General features: G+C 40.5%; 18 protein-coding genes. 7 read left to right on the forward strand and 11 right to left on the reverse strand.

Annotation, left to right across the window (positions count from 1 at the left end; translation table 11 throughout):
• Positions 1-2 precede the first annotated feature (2 nt).
• Positions 3-1382 (forward strand): Trk system potassium transporter TrkA, encoded by a 1380-nt coding sequence (trkA, locus tag ACSLUK_RS17750; RefSeq protein ID WP_448550135.1) that lies wholly within the window; start codon positions 3-5, stop codon positions 1380-1382.
• Between the two features lie 46 nt (positions 1383-1428).
• On the opposite strand, the gene ACSLUK_RS17755 is transcribed toward trkA, so the two are convergent.
• From ACSLUK_RS17755 to ACSLUK_RS17770, 4 genes are all read right to left on the reverse strand, one after another.
• Positions 1429-2880, reverse strand: coding sequence for a TrkH family potassium uptake protein (locus ACSLUK_RS17755; protein ID WP_448550136.1), 1452 nt, complete (start codon positions 2878-2880; stop codon positions 1429-1431).
• Positions 2881-2897: 17 nt separating this feature from the next.
• Complete coding sequence (locus ACSLUK_RS17760; RefSeq protein ID WP_448550137.1) at positions 2898-3512, reverse strand: YigZ family protein; 615 nt, start codon at positions 3510-3512, stop codon at positions 2898-2900.
• A 6-nt stretch (positions 3513-3518) separates the two neighbouring features.
• A complete protein-coding gene (pepQ, locus tag ACSLUK_RS17765) occupies positions 3519-4838 on the reverse strand; it encodes a Xaa-Pro dipeptidase (RefSeq protein WP_448550138.1) in 1320 nt (439 codons plus the stop codon).
• 234 nt (positions 4839-5072) lie between these two features.
• Positions 5073-6998 (reverse strand): transglycosylase SLT domain-containing protein, encoded by a 1926-nt coding sequence (locus ACSLUK_RS17770; protein WP_448550139.1) that lies wholly within the window; start codon positions 6996-6998, stop codon positions 5073-5075.
• A 564-nt stretch (positions 6999-7562) separates the two neighbouring features.
• On the opposite strand from ACSLUK_RS17770, the gene ACSLUK_RS17775 reads away from it, so the two are divergent.
• Both ACSLUK_RS17775 and tusA read left to right on the forward strand, forming a co-directional pair.
• A complete protein-coding gene (locus ACSLUK_RS17775) occupies positions 7563-8441 on the forward strand; it encodes an SPOR domain-containing protein (protein ID WP_448550140.1) in 879 nt (292 codons plus the stop codon).
• A 75-nt stretch (positions 8442-8516) separates the two neighbouring features.
• Positions 8517-8762 (forward strand): sulfurtransferase TusA, encoded by a 246-nt coding sequence (tusA, locus tag ACSLUK_RS17780; RefSeq protein WP_448550141.1) that lies wholly within the window; start codon positions 8517-8519, stop codon positions 8760-8762.
• A 129-nt stretch (positions 8763-8891) separates the two neighbouring features.
• On the opposite strand, the gene glyS is transcribed toward tusA, so the two are convergent.
• The 7 genes from glyS to dnaA form a co-directional block, all read right to left on the reverse strand.
• A complete protein-coding gene (glyS, locus tag ACSLUK_RS17785) occupies positions 8892-10961 on the reverse strand; it encodes a glycine--tRNA ligase subunit beta (RefSeq protein WP_448550142.1) in 2070 nt (689 codons plus the stop codon).
• A gap of 1 nt (position 10962) precedes the next feature.
• Complete coding sequence (gene glyQ / locus ACSLUK_RS17790; protein WP_448550143.1) at positions 10963-11880, reverse strand: glycine--tRNA ligase subunit alpha; 918 nt, start codon at positions 11878-11880, stop codon at positions 10963-10965.
• A 349-nt stretch (positions 11881-12229) separates the two neighbouring features.
• Positions 12230-15100 (reverse strand): hypothetical protein, encoded by a 2871-nt coding sequence (locus ACSLUK_RS17795; protein ID WP_448550144.1) that lies wholly within the window; start codon positions 15098-15100, stop codon positions 12230-12232.
• 437 nt (positions 15101-15537) lie between these two features.
• Positions 15538-17979, reverse strand: a complete 2442-nt coding sequence (gene gyrB / locus ACSLUK_RS17800) for a DNA topoisomerase (ATP-hydrolyzing) subunit B (RefSeq protein ID WP_448550145.1) — start codon at positions 17977-17979, stop codon at positions 15538-15540.
• Between the two features lie 10 nt (positions 17980-17989).
• Positions 17990-19078: a DNA replication/repair protein RecF gene (gene recF / locus ACSLUK_RS17805; RefSeq protein WP_448550146.1), complete on the reverse strand. Its 1089-nt coding sequence runs from the start codon at positions 19076-19078 to the stop codon at positions 17990-17992.
• Positions 19078-20181: a DNA polymerase III subunit beta gene (gene dnaN / locus ACSLUK_RS17810; protein ID WP_448550147.1), complete on the reverse strand. Its 1104-nt coding sequence runs from the start codon at positions 20179-20181 to the stop codon at positions 19078-19080. The genes recF and dnaN overlap by 1 nt, the downstream gene beginning before the upstream one ends.
• Before the next feature lie 32 nt (positions 20182-20213).
• Positions 20214-21578 (reverse strand): chromosomal replication initiator protein DnaA, encoded by a 1365-nt coding sequence (gene dnaA / locus ACSLUK_RS17815; RefSeq protein ID WP_448550148.1) that lies wholly within the window; start codon positions 21576-21578, stop codon positions 20214-20216.
• 477 nt (positions 21579-22055) lie between these two features.
• On the opposite strand from dnaA, the gene rpmH reads away from it, so the two are divergent.
• From rpmH to yidC, 4 genes are read left to right on the forward strand one after another with little or no spacing between them, the layout of a single operon-like run.
• Complete coding sequence (rpmH, locus tag ACSLUK_RS17820) at positions 22056-22190, forward strand: 50S ribosomal protein L34 (RefSeq protein ID WP_011045771.1); 135 nt, start codon at positions 22056-22058, stop codon at positions 22188-22190.
• Between the two features lie 42 nt (positions 22191-22232).
• Positions 22233-22586, forward strand: a complete 354-nt coding sequence (rnpA, locus tag ACSLUK_RS17825) for a ribonuclease P protein component (RefSeq protein WP_448550149.1) — start codon at positions 22233-22235, stop codon at positions 22584-22586.
• Positions 22556-22804 (forward strand): membrane protein insertion efficiency factor YidD, encoded by a 249-nt coding sequence (yidD, locus tag ACSLUK_RS17830; RefSeq protein ID WP_448550150.1) that lies wholly within the window; start codon positions 22556-22558, stop codon positions 22802-22804. Before rnpA ends, yidD begins: the two co-directional genes overlap by 31 nt.
• 5 nt (positions 22805-22809) lie before the next feature.
• Positions 22810-24447, forward strand: a complete 1638-nt coding sequence (gene yidC, locus ACSLUK_RS17835) for a membrane protein insertase YidC (RefSeq protein ID WP_448550151.1) — start codon at positions 22810-22812, stop codon at positions 24445-24447.
• Positions 24448-24451 lie beyond the last annotated feature (4 nt).

Consider the following 24451-nt stretch of genomic DNA (forward strand, 5'->3'; position numbering starts at 1 on the left):
CGATGAAAATAGTCATAATTGGCGCTGGTCAAGTGGGTGGTACACTTGCTGAAAACCTAGTCGGTGAAAATAACGAAATCACCTTGATAGACACCAACAGCGAAACTTTGAGAGAACTGCAGGACAAAATGGACTTGCAAGTAGTTGTTGGCCACGGTTCACATCCCGACGTGCTAAAACAAGCTGGCGCTGAAGATGCCGAAATGGTGATTGCAGTGACCAGTGATGATTCAACCAACATGATCGCTTGTCAGATTTGCTATTCGCTCTTCAATACCGCGACCAAAATAGCGCGAATTCGCTCCGCTAAAATATTGAAATATCAACAAGAATTATTCCAAAACAAGAATATTCCCGTTGATCATGTAATTGCACCTGAGCAGCTAGTTACCCGTGACATAGCCCGTTTGATTGATTATCCGGGCGCTCTACAAGTGTTAGAGTTTGCTGGCGGTAAAGTAAGTCTTGTTGCGGTTAAGGCGTACTATGGTGGCTTGTTAGTGGGACATGCTTTGTCGACATTAAGAGAGCATATTCCCAATGTGGATACCCGAGTTGCTGCTATCTATCGCAACGGCAAACCTATCCGTCCACTGGGCACAACGGTCATTGAAGCTGATGACGAAGTATTTTTCATTGCGGCAACGATTCATATCCGTGCGGTTATGAACGAATTACAAAAATTGGAGCCAGCCTACAAACGCATCATGATTGCGGGAGGTGGTAACATTGGTGCTGGACTCGCCAAATTACTGGAGAAAAACCATCAGGTTAAATTGGTCGAACATTCTCCCAAACGCGCTGCGTATTTGGCCTCAGAATTAAACGACACATTAGTATTTGTCGGTGACTCATCTGATCAAGAGTTGCTTACAGAAGAACACATTGACCAATTTGACGTGTTCATTGCTGTAACTAATGATGATGAAGCCAATATCATGTCATCACTATTGGCTAAACGACTAGGTGTACGTAAAGCGATGGTATTAATCCAACGCAGTGCTTATATCGACTTGGTTCATGGCAGCAATATCGATATCGCCGTTTCACCGCAACACGCGACAATTTCAGCACTCTTGACCCATGTAAGGCGTGGTAGCATTGATAATGTTTATAGCTTACGTGGTGGTGCTGCTGAAGCCATTGAAATAGTTGCTAAAGGAACCAAACAGTCATCGAAAGTCGTGGGTAGAGCTATCACTGAAATTAAGCTACCGCCGGGCACAACCATCGGCGCCATTGTCCGTAACGAAGAAGTAGTTATTGCTCACTCAGATACGGTCATTGAAGCAGAAGACCACGTCATTCTTTTCTTAGTAAACAAGAAATACATATCAGACGTTGAAAAGCTGTTTTATGTCGATCCACTGCAGTTTTACTAATCGTATCTGTAGTTTATTTCTGGCGTGTAAGTTAGCTGTATGGCTATTATGAGCGCCAGAATGCTGGCGTAAATAATACCAGCAAAGTGAATATCTCAAGCCGCCCAAATAACATAGCCACAACTAAGACCCATTTGCTGAAATCTCCCAAACTGGAAAAGTTTGCAGCGACCTCTCCTAACCCTGGACCCAGATTATTCAAACATGCAGCGACAGCGGTAAATGCCGTAATATTGTCTACGCCAGCCGATAACAGTAGCAACATACACAAAACAAAGACAGCGGCATACGCCGAGAAAAACCCCCAAATAGCTTCAACGACACGATTAGGTAGTGCTTTTTTCCCAAGCTTAATAGTAAAAATAGCCTTTGGATGCACCAACTTATTGAGCTCTCGAATGCCTTGCAAATAAAGCAGTAAGACACGAATAACTTTCATACCACCACCAGTGCTCCCAGCACAGCCACCAATGAAACTTGAAAAAATTAACAATAACGGCAGTAATGTTGGCCAATCAGCAAAAGACGTGGTCGCAAAGCCTGCCGTTGTACTGATAGAAACAGACTGAAACAATGCTTGATCAAATGCTTCAAAGCCATTCTGGTAAGTACCATGAATTAGCAAAACCACAAAACAAACAAGCGTTAACGCGAACTGAATACCAATGAACACCTTGAATTCGGGATCAAAGAAATAAGCACGAAGTGAGCGACTATGGACTACTGCAAAATGAAGCGCAAAGTTGACGCCAGCGACCAATAAGAAGAAGACACAAATAAAATTAATAAGTGGGCTGTTAAATGCCCCAATGCTAGCGTCGTGTGTAGAAAACCCACCAATGGCAATAGTTGAGAATGCGTGGCAAACAGCGTCAAATAACGACATTCCTGCCGCCCAATAACTTAAAGAACACGCAACCGTTAGCGCTAAATAGATATACCACAGGTGTTTAGCGGTATCGGCAATCCGAGGGGTCATCTTCGAGTCTTTAACAGGGCCCGGCGTTTCCGCCCGATACAGCTGCATGCCACCAATCCCTAACATAGGTAACACAGCTACTGCCAAAACGATGATTCCCATACCACCTAACCACTGTAACTGTTGGCGATACCATAGTACGGCGTGAGGTAGACCATCAATTTTGGTCAATATGGTCGCGCCCGTTGTTGTGAGCCCAGAAAAAGACTCAAAAAAAGCGTCAGTTACACTTAATGCGGGGTTTTCTAAAAGCAGTAAAGGAATTGCGGAGAAACTTGCCAAAACAGTCCAAAACAGTACCACGATAAGAAACCCTTCGCGCGCACGCAGTTCCTGTTTTTCGTTGCGATTCGGATACCAAGCGACCATGCCTGCGAATAAACACAAGACAAAAGATAATAAAAAGGAAACACCGCCACCATCACGATATACCAGCGAAACAAACGCAGGCGGTAGCATGGTGACACTTAGTAATGTAACCAATAACCCTAATATTCGTATGATGTTATTAAATTGCACGTTGTCTACTTTTATTATTAATTGATTTCTTTTAACGCAAGTTGTCCAGCTGACAAAGTTTTAAGAGCGTCAGCAAAGATGCCTACTTCAGCTACTGGTATAGCAATACATAGTTCCACGTCAGTTTGAAAGTCTTGTGAAAGCACTTTACCTTCAAATTGTTCAACAAGTCTTAAAATATCGTTTACTTGCGCATACTGGCATAAAACCTTGCGATTCGCCATAGGCACTTTAATACGCGTCTTCATTTTAGTTAGTGCTTCTCTTACGCTACCACCATAAGCACGTTGCAAGCCACCGGTCCCCAATTTGGTACCGCCAAAATATCTGACAACAATTGCACTTATCTCACCTACACCGCTCCCCTGTAATACCGCAAGCATGGGTCGTCCAGCAGTACCAGTTGGTTCGCCATCATCGGAAAATCCATAACTTTGGCTATCGTCGGGAAAGGAGCTAATGAAGGCATAACAATGATGGCTAGCATTCGGATGTAACTGGCGCACGTCATCGAGGTGCGCCTTGGCGGCTTGATTAGATTGACACGGTGCGAGATAACAAATGAATCGACTCTTATTAACGATCGTTTCATCAACTACCGTTGTATCGGCAACAAGGTATTGCTGTTTCACCTATGGCTAATCCAACAACTGATCACGAGTCATATTTTCATTGTGAGATTGGTGAACGATAATATTATCTTCAATTCGAATTCCACCAAATGGACGCATTTCATCGACATTTTGCCAATTGATCATATGGTTGTTTTTGGAACCCTTGATATCCGCCAACAATGAGTCGATAAAATAAAGCCCTGGCTCAATAGTAAATACTTGATTGGTTTCAACAACACGTGATGTTCTTAGGAAAGGATGCTCTTTGGGTGTGTTAATATGTGTGCCACGTTCGTCAGCCATGAATCCACCAACATCATGCGTTTGCAACCCTAAGTGATGACCAAGACCATGCGGGAAAAATGCCCCAACGATACCAGCTTCTATTGCCACATCTGGTGTTACGTTAATAAAATCAAACTCTTTCAAGACATTGGCAATATCAGCAAACGTCGCTATGTGTAAATCCACATAGCTCTTTCCTGGCTTTAAACCATCAACGGCTTTGAGCATTAATGTGTCCATGCGTTGTATTAATTCTGCAAACTTATCTCGTTTGAACGCATAGGTTCTCGTGATGTCAGAGGCGTAGCCATGAAAGTTTGCTCCCGCATCGATCAAAAAAGAACGGTGAGCTTGTGGCGCATTTCGTTCAAGCGCAGTGTAGTGCAAAATAGCCGCGTTTTCATTCAAAGCAACAATATTGCCATAAGGTGTTTCGCTTTCAACATGTTCAGTGGCCGTTAAATAAGCCTGTTGAATATTATACTCAGTTTCACCCGCTAAGAATGCTGCTTTGGCTGCTTTATGGCCTTTAACTGCACGCGCGTTGGATAAACGCATACATTCTTGCTCGTAGGCTGTTTTATAGGCTCTATGAAAGTGTAAGTAGTTAAGCAGTGGCTCTGGATTAAGCTGTTCAAAGCCTAACGCCTTAGCTACTTCAAGATGTTCACCAATGTAGGCATAATTCGCTTTGTCGTAAGGTAATATTTTATCGACTTCGGCCGCCTTTGAGAGCAACTTAATATCGAAGAATTCATTCCAATAGCCTTCTTCCAATTGAACGACTTTATGCCAAAAATCAACTGGTTGGTAATAAATTAGCGTTGGTTTAGCATTTGCCGTGATAATTAACCAAGAATTTGGTACATCGACTAACGGCAACCAATGTTTGAAATGAGGGTTCACCTTGAATGGATAACTCGTATCATCCAAAAACACTTTTAACTCTTGGCCTGAATGGATCACTATGCCTTCTAAGTTCTCACGGTGCAGCGCATTTCTAGCACGAGTTTGTAACTCTGCTATGTGGGCAGGATAAAGTGTCGATAGTTTGGTCATGCTCGCTCTTCTCGATATTAGTAAAATTAAAGGCCTGTTGATCTGCCAAGCTGCATATAAATTAGATTACGGCAGATATACACGTTTGTAGCTTTGTTTTTGGATGTGTCTGCGCGGTAATATCGCTCAACAGCCTTAATACCAAATTGGTAATATTCTAGTTAGTTTATCATAAGGCATTTTAGATACCACATCATTGACTTAAGTGAGCTTTCGCTCACTGTACGTCAGTGATTACAAACTAGATATATCAAGTGAAATTAGCTCATCAAATAAGCTCGCTTCTTGTCCAACCTTATAAAGATATATCTGTTGATAAGCCATTACACTCTTAACGTAATCTCGGGTTTCCTTAAATGGAATCGTTTCTATCCATATATCAGCAGGCATACCTTCATCCTTATTAAGTGACTTTAGCCATTGTTTTACGCGATGTGGCCCTGCATTGTAGGCAGCGGTAGCCAAGATCATGTTGCCATCATGTCGCTGCCATAGTTTGCTCAGATACTTAGTGCCAAGGTTGATATTGTTCGTTTCATTGGTCAAATATTTATTGGTAATACGCCTGTTTGTTAGCGTTTTTGCAGTACCAGGCATTATTTGCATCAGGCCTTTTGCGCCAGCCGACGAGTGTGCATCCGCCATAAATGAGCTTTCTCGACGTGAAATAGCAAACGCCCATGCCGGATTAATCTCATATTTCTTGGCATGCTTAGTAATTTCATCTTGGTAAGCGAGAGGAAAGCGTAAGTCGACATCATCCAAATAGCCCACCTGAGATAGACCAAAGATCGCGCGATCATACCACCCTTGTTCATTAGCCAGCTTTGCTGCCACTAAGCGCTCTCGAACGGTCAATGTTGTCATCCAGTAGTTCCATTCTTGTCTGGCATGATGAAGTCTGTCCAACGCAAACAACTCAAAAGCTCGTTGACCTGTAGTGGAATTGGAAACTAGCTGCCGCTCGTTGTCTAAAACCATTAAAGGCTTATTCTGTAAACTAATGGGCTGATTTAACTGACTCGCCGCTAAGAAGCCATAATAGTGTCGATTTTTGGCTAACTCAGCCATAACACGACGTCCTTCAAACGCTTCATCTGTTTCAATTAAGCTACGCGCGTACCAATAACGCCATTGATGCTTTTCTTTGTGGTGATCGGGCAACTTATTCAGTTCACTTTTGATGAACGGCCAATCTTGGCTGCGCAGCAAATCAGCGATACGCCATTGTACAACTAAGTCAGATAAACGTTGTTGTTCAACATTAGCTAGCCATTCAGTCGCCTTGGGATGATTTTTACTTGCCAGTGCCAAGGCAAAACGGGCGGCAATCTCTTGCTCAACATCGTTGTCAAAAGCAAAATGTTTTTTACCTAATCTAAAAACATAGAGCGCGCGATCAGGGTCTCGCCAGACAAATCGTTTAATACCGTAAGTGAAAATTTGAAGCTCCTTCGCGTTTTTATTCGGAAACCGCTTCATCTTGGCTATGTACGCAGGATCTTTCCTCACCTTATGCCATAACCGACCTAAATACTGCTCTTCTTTTGGTAACAAAGTAGTTAGGTATGGAATTAATGTATGTTTACCGCCGTCAGCAGCCTTCTCGAGTCGACGCCAAACAATTTCAGGGGTACGAAATCCAGCCTTTTGCCATTGTTCAAACAGAGAGTCACACACCTTTGGTTGAGATTTACCCACTAACCATAACCGAGTAACTTGTGGCAAGATATCTTTTGGATCTGCGCCCTGCTCGAGTTTATATCGATAGTAATGACACGTTAGCGCGTCATCAGATGTAGGCCGATAAAACTCAGTAAAAAGCGTCGCCTTTTTCCGCTTGGCTAGATACCTTAACCAACGTAGCCTCACGGGTGAATCTAACGGTGTGCCTTCGTGGGCGCTCAAGAATGCACGAATATCCTCAGCAGAAGAAAATCTAATGTTATTCAGCAGTCTTTTTTGCTCAATATAAGGCTGAAGTGCATAGCCATCAAGCGCTTGATATGCCTGTTTAAATTCGGATGATTTTGACTTCCACACAAGCTTTTCCGCTTGAATGAACTGATCTCTTAAAGAGATTTTTTCTGCTGCAGGCGCTAAAGGGATAACAAAAGAAACACAAGTAAATAGCAGCGCCTTAAAGCGGTAACGTCGCATAAGATTGCCATATTAATAAATTGTTGCTTTAGATTATTCACCCTACCCATGCAAAGCAAGCAGAAAAAGGTTTTAATTTAGTTACAAGGTCAATAAGGCATCACAATCGTTGATTTTATGATTTCATTTTAGCAACATTTTGCTTCCTACTTTTTGAGTTTGAGCTTTCGAATTAGCTCGCCGATACTCACTCCGACTAATAGGCCCACCAAAACAGCCCCAAAAGAAGAATAGGCTTGAGGAATAATATTATCTAAGTAGCTAAATAAGAGACTACCCAAGCCAATTACAACACTAAAGCAAATAATGAAAACGAAAACTCTAAAAACTAATGACAGGTTGTCTTTATCCACAATAGCTATTGCCCAGTATAAAAATTTAGCTAGAAAGTTAGATGCTCCTCCAATATAAATCCATAAGCAACTTATTGGGAAATTGTTGTTTTTATATTGCGCGAAACCAAATAATAGCGTGTTTGATCTATTTCTCTGATAAAAAAGGTTTTAATTTGGTGAAGTCCATAATATGGTTGGGCTAATACTAGAAATTCAAATAGCACGTACGATGAAGCTGACTACTATTTCACGGCACACTTGCGCCACTTTAATGCTCTTTAGTTCATTCGGTTGGAGCCAACAATCTATCGAAGTATCTACGGGCATCCATAGTAAACAGGCTTCGGGACAACAACCGGGTTTAGGTTATCGTTATCAATTAAATGACGTTTTAGCTATTAAGAGTCATTACTTTTACGCTGATCGGGTAGAAGTTGAACAAGATCGACAAACAAACTGGGTTGATTATCAACACTGGCTTGTTGGCGCTGAATTTTTGCATCAACAATCGGGCTGGCAGTTAACTATAGGTGGTGGTGTCGACTTTGTTACGCAATCGAGCAATGCGGTACTCATTAAAGAATCACAAGTCTCCCCGTATATTAGTTTTGGTGCCTCCTATCCGTTGTCACCGCGCTGGTCACTATCAGTTAACCAACTTCTTCATTTTAGTTCCGATGGCCTAGGCAATTACCAATCACTGCAACTGGGTATTCAGTATAATTTTGGCACGCTATCTAATAGACGCCCTATCGGGCAAAGTGAACAATCGAAGCAGTTAAGCGTCGATAATCAAATAGCCGCATCGCCAAGTGTTGAAGTAAAAGCCTCCCCCAATCTTGTGAAGTCAACACCAGTAGCAAGTATGTCAGCTGCTGAACCCGAAACCTGCTGGTTAATTCAATGGGGAGTCTTTGCATCAGGGGAAAATGCGATGACATTACGTGAACGTATTTCACAATCGTCAGTGAATGTATCGTTGCTGCAAGATAACGATAACATTCGTGTTGTCAGCCAATGCTTTCCGAGCAAGCAAACAGCTGTGAAAGAGAACTCATCATTGTTACAACAATATAAACTACGCGGGTTTGTGCGAGAGTACCCATAAATACCGATCAACAACTTTATCTCTGACCAAGGAAGCGATAAAATTCACACGTTTTAGTGTTTTAAAGTAAGAGATATGAGCCACTCTTTTGATAATTCAAATCATCAACTCGACACCATAGGTTTACGCTGTCCTGAGCCAGTAATGATGATCAGAAAGAAAATCCGTAGTATGAATGCTGGAGAAACCTTATTGGTTACGGCTGATGACCACTCGACGACGCGCGACGTGCCGAGTTTTTGCCAGTTTATGGAGCACGAATTGTTACTTAAAGAAATTGCGACAAAACCCTATCGCTATTTGATCTGCAAAGGCGCTTAACAACCTCTATTGGTATTAGGTGCTAGGGACAAAATGTCTAAAAAAATCCTCCATAAAAAAACCAGCGGTATTATCCGCTGGTTTTTTGTAGCAATCTAGCACGTATTCTTACGCGCATTCCTTACAATATTAACCTTGTAACAACGAAATATCCGCTACATTTAAGAAGGCACTACGTATGTTGCTGAGCAAAGTCAAACGATTAACCTTCACCGCTTCATCATCTGCCATAACCATAACGTTATCAAAAAATTCATCAATTACACTTTTCAATGTCGCGAGTTCTGTTAATACCGTCTGATAGTCACGCGAAGCAATAGCAGGAGCAATCGTGGCACTCACTTGATTAAAGTGCTGATTTAGCGCCTGTTCTTGGCTCTCAGTAGCAATTGAAGCATTGAACTCAGGTAATAATTCACCATTAAACTTAGCAAGAATATTACCAACACGTTTGTTAGCCGCAGCCAATGTTGCTGACGCTTCTAACGACTTAAAGTGTGCTACCGCTTTAATTCGCTGATCAAAATCAAGAGGTGCTGTTGACGGACTTGCTAATACCGCTTGAATCACATCAACGTCAATGCCTTGTTCCTGATAAAATGCACGATATCGACCAGAAACAAACTCAAGCACTTGCGCCTTTACGTCGTCATTTGACAACTTGTCTTGGTATGAAGCAATGCTTTGATCAACTAAGGTTGCCAAATCTAGTGCGAGTGACTTTTCAATAACAATACGAAGCAAGCCAATTGCCGCTCGACGCAATGCAAATGGGTCTTTATCCCCTTTAGGCGCCTGATTAATACCAAATATACCAACCAATGTATCTATTTTGTCAGCTATCGCGACCGCACAGCCAATATTTGCTAACGGCAGACTATCACCCGCAAAACGTGGACGGTATTGATCTTCCAATGCCTGTGCAACGGCTTCTACTTCACCATCATGTATGGCGTAGTATTTACCCATTGTCCCTTGCACTTGCGGGAATTCAAGTACCATGTCTGTCATTAAGTCTGTTTTACTTAATAGGCCAGCACGATACGCTGTACTTGCATCTTCGCCAATTTGTTTAGCGATGAATTCACTCAATGTTGCAATACGCTCTGACTTTTCTTTAAGTGTACCAAGCTGTTTTTGGAACAATACGTTTGCCAAGCTTGTTAAACGAGACTCCAAAGAGATTTTCTTGTCTGTTTTAAAGAAAAATTCGGCATCGGCTAAACGTGGACGAATTACTTTTTCATTACCAAAAATTACTTTTTCAGGATCTTTACTTTCTATATTGCTAATAAAGATAAATTTATTCAGTAATTGTCCATTGTTCGACTTCACAGGGAAGTATTTTTGATGATCTTTCATCGAATAAATCAACGGTTCTGCTGGTACTTCTAAAAATTCTTCGTCGAAACTACCAACTAAAGCGACAGGCCACTCTACTAGTGCCGTCACTTCATCCAACAACTCATCGTCGATTAGCGCCTCAGCATCAAGCGCTGTTGCCAAATTATTCGTTTGCGCAAGGATTACGTCTTTACGTTCTTGATAATTAACCATTACTTTGGCTTCACGTAACGCATCTTGATAATGATCGGCGTGCTTAAGTGTAATTAAGCCATGGCTATGGAATCGATGACCTTGAACCACGTTATTTGAGGAAATACCGAGTGCTTCACCAATAATGATTTTTTCGCCATACATCAACGTTAACGTGTGAACTGGGCGAATAAATTGCGTCCGAGAACTTCCCCAACGCATTGGCTTTGGAATAGGTAATTTGGCAATTGCTTGATTAACCATATCAGGCACTAATGCCTCAATCGCTTTGCCTTGTTGAACAGCACGATGTAAAAGCCATTCGCCTTTGTCTGTTTTTAGGCGCTCAGCTTGTTCTATTTCAATACCGTTAGAACGTGCCCAACCTAAAGCAGCTTTGCTGGCATTCCCCTCTTCGTCGAACGCTACATTTACAGCAGGTCCACGCTTTTCAATTTCTTTGTCTGCTTGCTTTTCGTCTAACGATTTAACCACAACGGCTAATCTGCGCGGCGTTGCAAACCATTCAATACTGTCAAATGCTAGCTCAGCATTTTCAAGCTGTAATTTAATTTGTTCGTAAAAAGTAACCGCTAATGTTTTTAACGACTTTGGTGGTAACTCTTCCGTTCCTAATTCAATAAGTAAAGTTTCTTTTAACATACTACTTTTCTCCCGCCGTGTTGTTTTGACACAAAGGGAAGCCTAATTCTTCACGTTTTGCATAATATGCTTCTGCACAAGCTTTAGATAACGCTCTTACTCGTAAAATATAACGTTGGCGCTCAGTAACCGATATCGCATGGCGAGCATCCAATAAGTTAAATGCATGAGATGCTTTCATTACTTGTTCATACGCCGGTAATGCAAGCCCTGCTTCAATCAGCTTTTCACTGTCTTTTTCACACTGGTCGAATTGTTTGAACAACGCGTCTACATCTGCATGCTCAAAGTTGTAGGCAGATTGCTCAACTTCATTTTGGTGGAAAACGTCACCATACAGCACTTTACCCATAGGGCCATCTGTCCAAACTAGGTCATATATGCTGTCGACGTTTTGAATATACATCGCAAGGCGTTCCAAACCATATGTGATTTCACCCGTTACTGGACTACATTCTAAACCACCTACTTGTTGGAAATAGGTAAACTGGGTAATTTCCATACCGTTTAACCAAACTTCCCAACCTAGACCCCATGCACCTAACGTAGGCGATTCCCAGTTGTCTTCGACAAAGCGAATGTCATGAACTAATGGATCAATACCTAACTCTTTCAACGAGTTTAAGTACAGCTCCTGAATATTGTCAGGAGACGGCTTTAACATAACTTGAAATTGATAATAGTGTTGTAAGCGATTGGGATTTTCACCGTAACGACCATCTGTCGGTCTACGACATGGTTGCACATAGGCACTACTTATTGGTTCAGGACCAATAGAGCGTAGAAATGTCATGGGATGAAAGGTACCTGCGCCAACTTCGAGATCAAGCGGTTGTACAATGACACAACCTTGTCTAGACCAATAATCTTGAAGTTGTAAGATCAGGCCTTGGAATGTATTTATGTTAAACGTACTCATGAATGTCGTATATTTTAGGGTTAGATTATCAATTATTGCCGTTAGTATACCTGTAGAGTCTTTATTCGACTAGGGCTGAATCATAAATTGACCAATCAGTAAGAAAGAAAGTGTAATAACGAGTTATTCTGATAGCCAAAGTAACAATTTTTCTAAATTCATTGCTTGTATTATGGCTTTGGCGTGGGTTCCCTATCCAAACGCGCTAATGTCACTGCTGGCGTGTTTTAAGGGCATTTCAAATCTAATGAACAATACTAAACCAAGAAGATAGACGAAAGGAAAGCTTATGTACGATTACCGCGTACATAAGCTTTTGTCATGCCATTTATGTTACTAACTAAAATAGTTACACCACTACGCGAATTTTTCTCAAATCTTGCTTGCCAGAAACCGCGATCAGCGAACGAACAAACCCTTCATGCTTCCCTGTTAGTTTGGCAAGAATGAGGTAAAAACAAAGTAAATTTTTATTCACGTCTTGGGTAAAGATGCCTTTTAACGTTCCTTGTACTTTAATCCAACGGGTAAGATTCTGTTCAATGGCTTTATTAATTGGCGCTAATTGCTGTGACAGTTGCTCAGCTTTTGATTTGGCATCACCTGACATATTTTCAACGTCATCAATGACCTGATCGATTTGGTGTATCGCATTAATAATACTTCGCATGCTATCGGCGGCTAGATGTGCGTTCTCTATCATGCCAAAGTACTTATCCCATCTACCGTTTATCAAGCTTTGTATACTTCTACCCAGCCTTCTATGCTTTTCTGCGACACTTCTTATTCTGCTCGAATCAAGTTGATGATTACCATCCATCGCCCGCAATACATCGGCTAGATACGGTTGTACATCCACTTGGTCTGCATAAGCTTCCATAATAACGTTAACAGTTTCTTTATCATTTCTTCTTACCATTAAGCCGAACCAGAATTGGGCAGTTACCCGGTATGCATAGTCTTCATTAACTGTGAGTAAAGTATCATAGAGTTCTTTGTCTGTTGGCACAGTAATTTCAAAACTACTCGATGTTACACGTGTATCTGAAATTTCTTGATTGTACCAAGCTATGTGCGATTGAATGTCACTTGAATTGATCAGATTTGGAACGGTAATGCCCTGTTCACGAAAATATGGATTATCCGATAGCTTTAGGCTATTGAGCATATCTGTCATTTCACTTTGTCTAAAAGCTTTCTTGTCGGAATTTATATAACTAACCCGTAAGCTACCAACTTCATCTTTGTAAAGTGCTTGTTGGGCTAATCCATAACAAAGCTGGACGGAAGCTTTTCGTGATTCATTAAAACTTTTCACCACGTGAACAGCACTTACCTCACTTTCAATATAGACGTCGCCGGTATTCGTAACTTTGATGTTGAGCTCAGAATTAACATTCTTAACAGCGCTTAAATTGATACCTGCTAAATCAAGTGAGAATGAAATCTGTGAATTATGTTTTTGTCCGAATGCTGCGAGGTCATTAGTTACATGGATTAAATTCTGTTTCGCCAAAGTATGAGCAAGCTTAGCCGCATTACGTGTGTCGCCAATCACAAGCTTTTTAAATAAAGTTCTAACTGTTGGATTATCTGAATGATTAAACTCAATAGTAATCTTCTGTGCTTCACTTGTTTGTCGAGATTTAGATACCTCGACGCCCAGTCCTAACTTAATATTAGCTGATAGCGTAAGTTCTTTGGTCAACTTTTCTTTGAACGCCTGATACTGGTCAATCCCATTTTTAACGGCTTGATATACTTTATCATCGGCTTGATTTGCTAAATCGGTAACGTTTTCGCCTAATAATGCTAATGGCTTTAAGAGATTGCTCCTTGCATCAATAGAAAGTCCGTCAAGCTTGTCTCTGATTTTGGTGTCGAGTTCGGCTTTCCAATCATTGATTCGCTCAGTCAACGCGGTTCTTGCTTTGACCGCTAAACTTGAATCACTATCAATCGAGAAAACATCCAATAGCTTTTCTACCGTACTGCGCGCAAGCTTTTCAGAATTAATGTTAGTTGATAACGCATGTTTGTCTAAAATTTCTGTTAGCTCGTCATCTATGAGCTCCTTAGTTACCGCGTCAACAGATTCGGTGCCCAATACTAGTTTTGCAAGTGGTGTATACCATTTGTCATCACTCAATCGAGAAGTACCTGTCCCGATGATTTTACTGGCAGGTTTACTCCATTCTTGCATAAATTCAACTAATTCATCGCTCTCATTGAATAATTGATTTACATAGCGCTCAGCCACTTTATCCAAGCCTTTTATTTCGGCATCAATGTCTAAGTTAACTGCACTTTTATCTAATGTTGATTTACCCAGTTCAACAGTTGCACATATAACGGGCTGGCCGGTTTGTTGTGATTGTACCTTCTCAAAGCTAAGGTAAACTTTACCTGTGTGTTGATATGCTTTGCTTATGCCAAGATTAGCACTAATGTCAGCGCTTAAATCTTTATTATTGCCTTCACCTGTTAATGCCCACGCTTTACCTAGTTTTAGGCCTCCGTTTAATTGAAAAGTCCCCTCTGTTTCAATAGTAAGTTTACGCAAGCCTTTAACGCTGGCTGCGTCACCCGACTGAAGTTTTTCTTCGATATCTTGCACATCCCAAATCTTTACCGGAGCAAAGAAGTAGTCAGCAAAAACATCTAAAACCTTTTCGTTCTGTGGATACTGAGAAAAAGCATCGACTTGGATTTCACCTGAATATTGTCCTCCTGCGCTAACATTTACAAAACCAAAATTAGTTGTGCCAGAGGCACCAGCACCTCCGCCTAATTTCACTTCATGATTGACAATAATATCTGACGCGTCGATTGAAATATGATGTTTCTCTAGCGCCTCTGTCGCGTTATCAACAAATAAACTAGTCGCGGCTGTCGCTGTAACATTAAAGCTAATCAAATCGTCTGCACCAATAGTTTTGGCAGTGTTCCAATCGATGTCCCATGTCTTATCTTGATATGCAGAGATCGGCTCATGTAAGGACGACCAAAATGCTTTAGCATCGGCTAAGTCCTCTTCTGTGACGCCTAGTTTATCAAGCACCCTATTTATCACATTGTCCTTGTGCACATCAAAATGCTTGTCAACGATAGCAAGCAATTCTGAAACTGATTTATCTAGATACTCAGGCTCCAAATTTATGGCTTTCAAGAGTGCGATTTCTGAAGGGACTGCATCTGACAACGAAATAATTTTTTTCATACTTATCTTCCTAATTAGTAATTGTGTGAATCTGTGCATTAGCACATTAAATTTACATTGGCATGCGATGAAGAAAAATCGCTTCATCAATTCTCTTAGTTGTAACGATACTAAGAGATTTTCACCTAGCAGTAGTAAGTAGATGAGGCTTAGATGTCTACATTAAGACACAGGTGTGAAATATTCTTATGGACACTTCCTTGGTGGTTAAGATTCCTTTTCGATATCTAAACTAGTATTAAAAGTACAAAAAGTAAACACTACATACTCCATTAATACACTTTATTCAGCGACCTCTTTGCGCGGCTCCCCAACACTACAACAATTACAATTAAAACAATGAGTTAGACAACAAAGGAACTAACTAAAATTAAAGCAATAAAAAAGCCGCTCTAGGAGCGGCTTTCTAATAAATATTACGACGTGAACTGGATGAACTACACGTCTAGGTTAGCAACTTTTAATGCGTTGGTTTCAATAAAGTTACGTCTTGGTTCAACATGGTCACCCATTAAGGTATTAAACAACTGATCTGCAGCAATAGCGTCTTCAATCGTCACCTGTAGCATACGACGGGTTTCAGGATCCATGGTAGTTTCCCAAAGTTGGTCAGGGTTCATCTCTCCTAGACCCTTATAGCGTTGTATGTATTGACCTCGTTTTGATTCAGCCATTAACCAATTTAACGCCTGTTCAAAAGAAGTAATGGCTTTCGTTTTCTCACCACGCTTAACATAAGCCCCTTCTTCCATTAGGCCGTTAATCGCTTCGTTCAATGCCATGATACGCTCAAACTCTTTTGAGTTAATGAAATCGTAGCCACAAACGTATTGTTTATCAATGCCGTGTTGACGAACGTTAAAGGTCACATAGAAGTTATGACGTTCTTTATCTTCATTCACTTCAGCTGAATAAATAGAGCCGTTGCCATCTTGGTTTTGTAGTTGCTCTAAAATGTCTGCACACCAAGCATCTACCTTCGCTTTATCTTTGAATTCATCTTTAGTGATCACTTTCCCGTATACCATTTTCTCTAAAATGTCTGCAGGAATGATGCGTGTTACACGTTGAATGGTATTCATAGTAGAACGATATTGATTAACTAACTGCTCTAGTGCAACACCAGAAATAGCTGGAGCTGATTCATTTACATGAATTTCAGCGTTTTCAAGTGCAAGTGTTGTTAAGTATTCCGTTAAGGCTTCGTCATCCTTAATGTAGCGTTCTTGTTTACCCTTTTTAACTTTATATAACGGTGGTTGTGCAATATATACGTATCCACGTTCCATGATCTCAGGCATTTGACGATAGAAGAATGTCAAAAGTAGTGTACGAATGTGAGAACCATCGACGTCAGCATCGGTCATGATAATGATGCTATGATAGCGAAGTTTTTCAGGATCATATTCATCTCTACCAATACCACAACCTAAGGCGGTGATAAGGGTTCCTACTTCTTGAGAAGAAATCATTTTATCAAAACGTGCTTTTTCAACGTTTAGAATTTTACCTTTCAATGGCAGGATTGCTTGATTCTTACGATTACGACCTTGTTTAGCTGAGCCACCCGCAGAATCACCCTCCACTATGTATAGTTCAGATAATGCAGGGTCTTTTTCCTGACAGTCGGCAAGCTTGCCCGGTAAGCCAGCGATGTCTAACGCGCCTTTACGACGAGTCATTTCACGCGCTTTACGTGCAGCTTCACGTGCTCTTGCAGCATCCAATATCTTCATGATAATGGTCTTAGCCGTTGAAGGGTGTTCAAGTAAGTAATCACTTAACTTCTCACCCATCGCTTGTTCTACAGCAGTTTTAACTTCCGAAGAAACCAACTTGTCTTTTGTTTGAGATGAGAATTTAGGATCAGGTACTTTAACTGAAATAACGGCAGTTAATCCTTCACGAGCATCGTCTCCTGAGGCACTTGTTTCGCCACCGCCTTTAGCTTTCTTGTTTAACCCTTCTTTAACCATATAAGAATTTAACGTACGCGTTAACGCTGTTCGGAAGCCACTCAAGTGAGTACCACCATCACGTTGTGGGATGTTATTTGTGAAGCAATAAATATTTTCTTGGAAACCGTCGTTCCACTGCATCGCAACTTCAACAACAATGCCATCTTCTCTTTCAAGATCGAAATAGAAAACTTCTTCGTTAACTGGTGTCTTGTTGGTATTTAGATAATTAACGAATGCTTGAATACCACCTTCATAGAAGAAGTGCTCGTCTCTACCTTCTTCTCTTTCATCTATAAGACGAATAGAGACACCGGAGTTCAAGAATGATAATTCACGAATACGCTTTACGAGGATGTCGTAGTGGAATTCGACATCAGAGAATATTTCAGGACTTGGCCAGAAGCGTACTTCAGTACCGTTATGATCACTATCACCTATTACTGCTAGAGGAGCTTCCGGTACACCTAAATGATAAAATTGTTCGTGGAGTTTTCCAGCACGACGAATAGTTAACTGAAGTTTGTCACTCAGCGCATTTACTACTGAAATACCTACGCCGTGTAAACCACCAGAGACTTTGTAGCCAGAATCTTCGCCACCAAATTTACCACCAGCATGGAGTACTGTCATAATAACTTCAGCAGCAGAAACTCCCTCTTCAGGGTGAATTTCGGTAGGAATACCACGCCCGTCATCTTTAACAGAGACAGAACCATCTAAGTGAATGGTAACGACAATATCGCTACAGTGGCCTGCTAAGGCTTCGTCAATGGAGTTATCGAGTACCTCAAAAACCATATGGTGCAAACCGGTACCATCATCTGTATCACCGATGTACATACCAGGTCTTTTTCGTACCGCATCAAGTCCTTTTAGAACTTTGATACTGGATGAGTCATATTCATTTTCAACTGTCATAGCATTTAGCCTATAAGTTCACTTCTGTAATTTTTCCATGTTCCACGTGGAACATTTTGTAATTATCGTTATCTGGAATAATCGGTTGTAACGCCGTTTTTTCGATTGCAGTAATGATAATCTGACAATCTAATTCTTTGATAGCACTTGTAAATGCAGCTCTAGATTTGTCATCTAGTTCTGCGCCAATGTCATCTATAAGTAAAATTGGCTTTACTCGTTTAACTTGTTCTATTAATGCTGTTTGCGAAAAAGTTAAAGCCAGTAAAAACAACTTTTGTTGACCTCGTGACAATGCAGACTCAACATCTAATCCGTTTAACTTGAAACGAATATCAAATTTGTGTGCTCCGTACAATGAAAATCCTTTCTCAAATTCACGGAATTGATTCTCCTCCAAAACCTCTGTCAGCGCTTTTTTACTAGACCAACCTCTTTGGTAACTAACAGCCAATTCCAAAGATTTTTCAGGTAATAAAAGCGCGGTCCATTTTTCTAGTTGCTCAGTGAGCTTAGCAATATAGTCTTCTCTTAATCGATCTAGCTCCGTAGACAACTCAACAAATTGAACGTCCCACTGGTGCAGCTGATTACTTCCAGCCCTCATTTTCAAGCAAGCATTACGTTGCTTCAAAACTTTTGAAAATTGACGCCATGTCTGTGAAAACGAATGTTTCACGTGAAACACTCCTAAATCGACAAAACGTCTCCTTTCTTTTGCGCCACCAGAAAATAAACGAAAACTTTCTGGCGTAATAATCTGAAGCGCTAAATGTTGCGCAAAGTCAGACATACGTTGACACTTCTGACCATTAATCTTCAACTGCGAATGCTGAGCCGCTATAGACTTTTTTACACCAAGCCTAACTTGTTCAAACGTTAGAACACTTACCACAAAACTTTCGCAATCTTTTTGTATTACACGCTCTGGAGAACTTGTTCTGAATGACTTGCCATGACCGATGAAAAACATCGACTCCAACAAGCTACTCTTACCGCTTCCATTTAATCCAGTAACAAAATTTAACGCTTGGTGAAATTTAATCGTATCCGATTGTAAATTTCGAAACTGATGAAATGAAAGTTCGGCAATACTCATTACAGTCGCATAGGCATAACAACGTATAAAGCTTCGCCAGACTCTTCACCTTCTATCATGACACTACTATTGGCATCGGCTAAGGTAAACTTAACGTCAGATTCTTTGATAGCATTTAATACGTCTAGCACATAGTTCACGTTAAAACCGATCTCAACACTTTCATAAGGAAAGTTTATTTCTAACACTTCTTCAGCTTGTTCTTGTTCAGGGTTATTCGCCGTAATCTTTAATTCTGTTTCAGCGAAATTTAACCTGACGCCTTTGAACTTTTCATTCGATAAGATTGAAGCTCGGGATAAGACCGTACGCAATTCTTCTTTATTCGTGTGTAAAAACTTATCACCATTACGCGGTAGCACTCGACGATAGTCTGGGAAACGGCCATCGACCAACTTACTGGTAAATGAAAACTCTTCGTCAATAATACGAATATGATTTGACCCTAAATAAATGTGTACTTCTTCTTCGACAGGATCTAACAAACGAATAATTTCCAAGATGCCCTTTCTCGGCACAATGACCTGACGATTAGGTAATTGCAAAGCTTCATTTGAAATCTTACAAATTGCCAAGCGATGTCCATCGGTGGCAACAGAACGAATTTCATGCCCTTCTGTTTCAATAGACATACCGTTCAAATAGTACCTAACATCTTGATTTGCCATAGAAAAATGCGTACTTTCTATTAATCGTAGGAAATCAGATTTATTAAGTTTGAATTCTACATCACCTTTCCATTCTTCAATATTTGGGAAATCTGTAGCGGGTAACGTTGACAATGAATAACGACTTCTACCAGAACGAACGATGACAGTGTTATCTGAAGCCTCGAATGTGATCATGGCATTCTCAGGCAAGCTCTTACATATATCGAGTAGCTTACGAGCAGGAATAGTTAATTTACCACTAACGCCTTCATTCTCTACTTGAGCGTAGGCAACCATTTCGAGCTCTAAATCCGTTGCGGTTAAAGTAAGTGACTGCTCATTTACATCGAGCAAAATATTACCCAAAATAGGTAATGTACTCTTACGTTCAACTGCGCCAGACACTAAAAGCAACGGCTTTAATAGTAATTCTCTATTTAATGAAAACTTCATCTGATACCCTATTTATTGTTATATCCATTGTATTAGGAAGAAAGCGTTCTAGTTAAATTTGAATAATCTTCTTTTATATCGTGTGATTCTTCACGCAAATCTTTCACTTTACGACAAGCATGCAGAACCGTTGTATGATCACGACCACCAAAAGCATCACCTATTTCAGGTAAACTATGATTAGTTAATTCTTTAGATAACGCCATTGCTATTTGTCTAGGACGAGCAACGGAGCGATTACGTCTTTTCGACAATAAGTCAGCGACTTTAATCTTATAATATTCAGCTACAGTACGTTGAATATTATCAATAGTCACGAGTTTATCTTGTAACGCGAGCAAATCACGCAACGCTTCTTTAACAAAATCGATTGTTATTGCTCGGCCCGTAAAGTTAGCATTAGCAATAACACGATTCAATGCACCTTCTAGCTCTCTCACATTTGAACGTAAACGTTTAGCAATGAAGAACGCAACTTCATCGGCGAGGTTAATTTGGCTTTCTTGTGCTTTAGTTTTTAATATTGCGACACGTGTTTCTAATTCTGGCGGCTCAATAGCGATGGTCAATCCCCAGCCAAAACGAGATTTTAAACGATCTTCAACACCGTCTATCTCTTTTGGATAACGATCACTGGTAAGGATTATTTGTTGGTTGCCTTCTAATAACGCATTAAAGGTATGGAAGAACTCTTCTTGTGTACGTTCTTTGTTGGCGAAAAACTGAATATCATCTATCAGCAATGCATCAACAGAGCGGTAATATTGCTTAAACTTTTCAATCGCGTTGTTTTGCAACGCTCTTACCATATCTTGTACAAAGCGCTCCGAATGCATATAAGCTATTTTGGCATCAGGCTTATTAAGCAAAATACCGTTACCAACCGCGTGCAATAAGTGAGTTTTACCTAAACCTGTACCACCGTATATGAATAAAGGGTTATAGGCACTACCTGGGTTGTCAGCTACTTGTGAAGCTGCCGCTCGTGCTAGTTGATTTGATTTACCTTCAACAAAATTATCAAACGTGTACTTTACTCTTACGTTAGTTGTCTTAGGTAAATTAGCTTCAACTTCAGAAGAACCCGACGTTTTGGTAATCGTTGAGGCTGTTGGCATACTTGTTACAGTACTCGCGATAGAAGGCGTATTTGGAATACTCCCGACATCAAAACGTAAAAGCGGCGGGTTACCACTTTCATCCATTGATACTAATTCGTTAATGCGGCTAACGTATTTGTCTCGTACCCAATCCAATACAAAACGATTGGGGGCGTACAGTGTCATGATGTTATCGTCAACGACACACTGTAGTGGACGTATCCACATGCTAAATTGTTGTGCCGGTAACTCTTCTTGTAGAACTGACAGGCATTTCTGCCAAAGTGCGTGATCCAACCAAGCGCTCCTAAATACGAAAACGAGGTCAGATACGTTGAGAAGTGAAGGACGCTCGTTCTATTTATTCTTATAAACTGCGCCCTATTATCTACGTAGTTATCCACAACTTCAATATTGACTTTTCATTATTCATCATTTTTTAGCAGATAATTCGCCAAGACCAGTAAAAATAAGGTCTGTTTACTTATAATTAGAAGTTTCTAAAAGACTATATCACTCAAAAAACGATATAAAACATTAGCACAAAGCTTGCTATATTTAACTGCAAATGGTCTCAGATGTTATCAAACTGTGGATATTCAAAGATCATTATTACGATCAATAGAAGGATCCTTGCGCGATCCCTCTATAATTGATGTAATTTTAGGCGTTGACATTGGCTTTAACTCCATATAAAATTCGCCCTCATTTTTAGACCTTGTGTGCTCAAAAACGGCGGTTTGCCAGGGCAACAACAACCGACGGATAAGCGTAATGAAAAGAACATTTCAACCTAGTGTATTAAAGCGTAAACGTAACCACGGATTCCGTGCACGTATGGCAACTAAAAACGGTCGTGCAGTAATCGCACGTCGTCGTGCTAAAGGTCGTGCAAGACTTAGCGCTTAATCTCTCAACTATATTCTACTTAGTTAAGAGAAGGTAGCCTTAATGGTTACAAACAAATTTACTAGGGAGTCACGTATACTGACTCCCAGTCAATTCCAAAACGTTTTCAATAAACCTGTCCGTTTTGGTTCTAAACACTTCACTATTTTAGTAACTCCCAATACTAACCAAAATAATCGATTAGGTTTGGCAATCGCTAAAAAACGCGTCAAGCTTGCTGTACAACGTAATCGCATAAAACGTTTAGTCAGAGAACGATTTCGACTTAATCAACACCAGTTACCAGATATCGATATGGTCGTAATGGTAAAATCAGGTATTGACCAACTTGAAAATCAAGACATTTGCCTACAGATTGATAAAATATGGCAAAAAATAATCAAACGCTTCGCATAATAGCAATTTCACCTATAAAAGGTTACCAATGCTTTATTAGTCCTCTGCTTGGGAACAATTGCCGATTCACACCAACCTGCTCAAATTACGCAATTGAAGCAATTAATCGCTTTGGAATTGTAAAAGGTGGTTGGTTAGCGAGCAAACGTATACTAAAATGCCACCCACTTAATTCGGGAGGTGAAGATCCCGTGCCACCACTAAAAAAAGAGAAATAGACTTTATGGAATCGCAACGTAGTATTCTGTTTATTGCGCTTATGGTTGTAACTTTTTTGTTATACCAGCAATGGCAAATTGATCACGCTCCTGCGCCACAAGTAACTCAACAAAACACCTCGAGCAATGACTCAGTACCGAGCGCTTCTGGTGACGACTTTGTGCCCGCTCCTAGCCAAACCACAGCTAAAGTTCCTACGGCCGCAACGACTGCTTCAGCTAGAATAGTTAATGTAAAAACTGATGTATTAGACGTTAAACTTAATACACGCGGTGGTGATATCGTTGAAGTAACGCTACTTGATTACGAAACACAACAAGGCAGTGGCATTCCGTTCACTATCATGCAAAACGGACAATTTAAGTATATCGCACAAAGTGGTTTAACTGGCGCTAATGGTATAGATCGCCTTGTTAAGGGGCGTCCTAACTACCAGGCCACCCGTGCTAATTATGCACTAGAAGACGCAGATAAAGTTGTTGTTGATTTAGCCTATACTACAGATAATTCATTAGAATTTACTAAGCGATTCACTTTCTATCGTTCATCGTACAAGGTAGATGTCGACTACATCATTAACAACAACAGCGCTGAGCCAATTAGCGTTCAACTATACGCACAACTAAAACAATCTTCATTAGTCGATAAATCAAGTGCTTTGATCCCAACATATCGTGGTGCAGCTTATTCAACAACAGAAGAGCGCTATGAAAAATACGATTTTGAAGATATTGCTGACGCAAACCTGAATAAAACCACACAAGGTGGTTGGGTTGCTATGCTACAACATTACTTTGTATCAGCTTGGATCCCTAATGCAAGTGACGTAAACAACCTTTATACCAGCTTTACAGGTAGCCAAGACGCAGTTATTGGTTTTAAAGCACCCACATTAACTATCGACGCCAATTCGCAAGGTACAACATCAGCACAATTTTATGTTGGTCCGAAAATTCAAGATTCTCTTGCTGAAATTGCAGATGGTTTAGATTTGACCGTTGATTTTGGATTTTTGTTTATGATCAGCGCCCCACTACATTGGCTGTTATTGCAAATTCAAGCACTTGTAGTGAACTGGGGCTTAGCGATTATCATTATTACTATTATCGTGAAAGGCGTAATGTACCCGTTAACTAAGGCGCAATATACCTCTATGGCCAAAATGCGTGAGTTACAACCTAAGCTTACCGCATTAAAAGAACGTTACGGTGATGATCGTCAAAAGATGTCACAAGGCATGATGGAGTTATACCGCAAGGAAAAAGTTAATCCTGCTGGCGGTTGTTTACCATTACTGATTCAAATGCCTATTTTCTTAGCATTATATTGGGTATTCCTAGAGAGTGTTGAATTACGCCATGCGTCATTTGGCCTTTGGCTACAAGATTTATCATCAAAAGATCCATACTACATCTTACCTATTTTGATGGGTGTTAGTATGTTCGTAATGCAAAAAATGCAGCCAATGACGATTCAAGATCCAATGCAGCAGAAGATAATGCAGTACATGCCAGTTATGTTTACTATCTTCTTTTTCTGGTTCCCTGCGGGTCTCGTACTTTACTGGTTCATCAGTAACGTGATTTCAATCATTCAGATGAAGATAATTTTCAGTAATTTAGAAAAACAAAAAGCTAAATAAGCAA

This window comes from Thalassotalea fusca, assembly GCF_053485835.1.

Coding starts and splice junctions, on each gene's coding strand:
- trkA (WP_448550135.1), top strand. CDS start 3: ATGAAAATAGTCATAATTGGCGCTGGTCAAGTGGGTGGTACACTTGCT.
- pepQ (WP_448550138.1), bottom strand. CDS start 4,838: ATGACCAAACTATCGACACTTTATCCTGCCCACATAGCAGAGTTACAA.
- ACSLUK_RS17770 (WP_448550139.1), bottom strand. CDS start 6,998: ATGCGACGTTACCGCTTTAAGGCGCTGCTATTTACTTGTGTTTCTTTT.
- ACSLUK_RS17775 (WP_448550140.1), top strand. CDS start 7,563: ATGAAGCTGACTACTATTTCACGGCACACTTGCGCCACTTTAATGCTC.
- tusA (WP_448550141.1), top strand. CDS start 8,517: ATGAGCCACTCTTTTGATAATTCAAATCATCAACTCGACACCATAGGT.
- glyS (WP_448550142.1), bottom strand. CDS start 10,961: ATGTTAAAAGAAACTTTACTTATTGAATTAGGAACGGAAGAGTTACCA.
- glyQ (WP_448550143.1), bottom strand. CDS start 11,880: ATGAGTACGTTTAACATAAATACATTCCAAGGCCTGATCTTACAACTT.
- ACSLUK_RS17795 (WP_448550144.1), bottom strand. CDS start 15,100: ATGAAAAAAATTATTTCGTTGTCAGATGCAGTCCCTTCAGAAATCGCA.
- gyrB (WP_448550145.1), bottom strand. CDS start 17,979: ATGACAGTTGAAAATGAATATGACTCATCCAGTATCAAAGTTCTAAAA.
- recF (WP_448550146.1), bottom strand. CDS start 19,078: ATGAGTATTGCCGAACTTTCATTTCATCAGTTTCGAAATTTACAATCG.
- dnaN (WP_448550147.1), bottom strand. CDS start 20,181: ATGAAGTTTTCATTAAATAGAGAATTACTATTAAAGCCGTTGCTTTTA.
- rpmH (WP_011045771.1), top strand. CDS start 22,056: ATGAAAAGAACATTTCAACCTAGTGTATTAAAGCGTAAACGTAACCAC.
- rnpA (WP_448550149.1), top strand. CDS start 22,233: ATGGTTACAAACAAATTTACTAGGGAGTCACGTATACTGACTCCCAGT.
- yidD (WP_448550150.1), top strand. CDS start 22,556: ATGGCAAAAAATAATCAAACGCTTCGCATAATAGCAATTTCACCTATA.
- yidC (WP_448550151.1), top strand. CDS start 22,810: ATGGAATCGCAACGTAGTATTCTGTTTATTGCGCTTATGGTTGTAACT.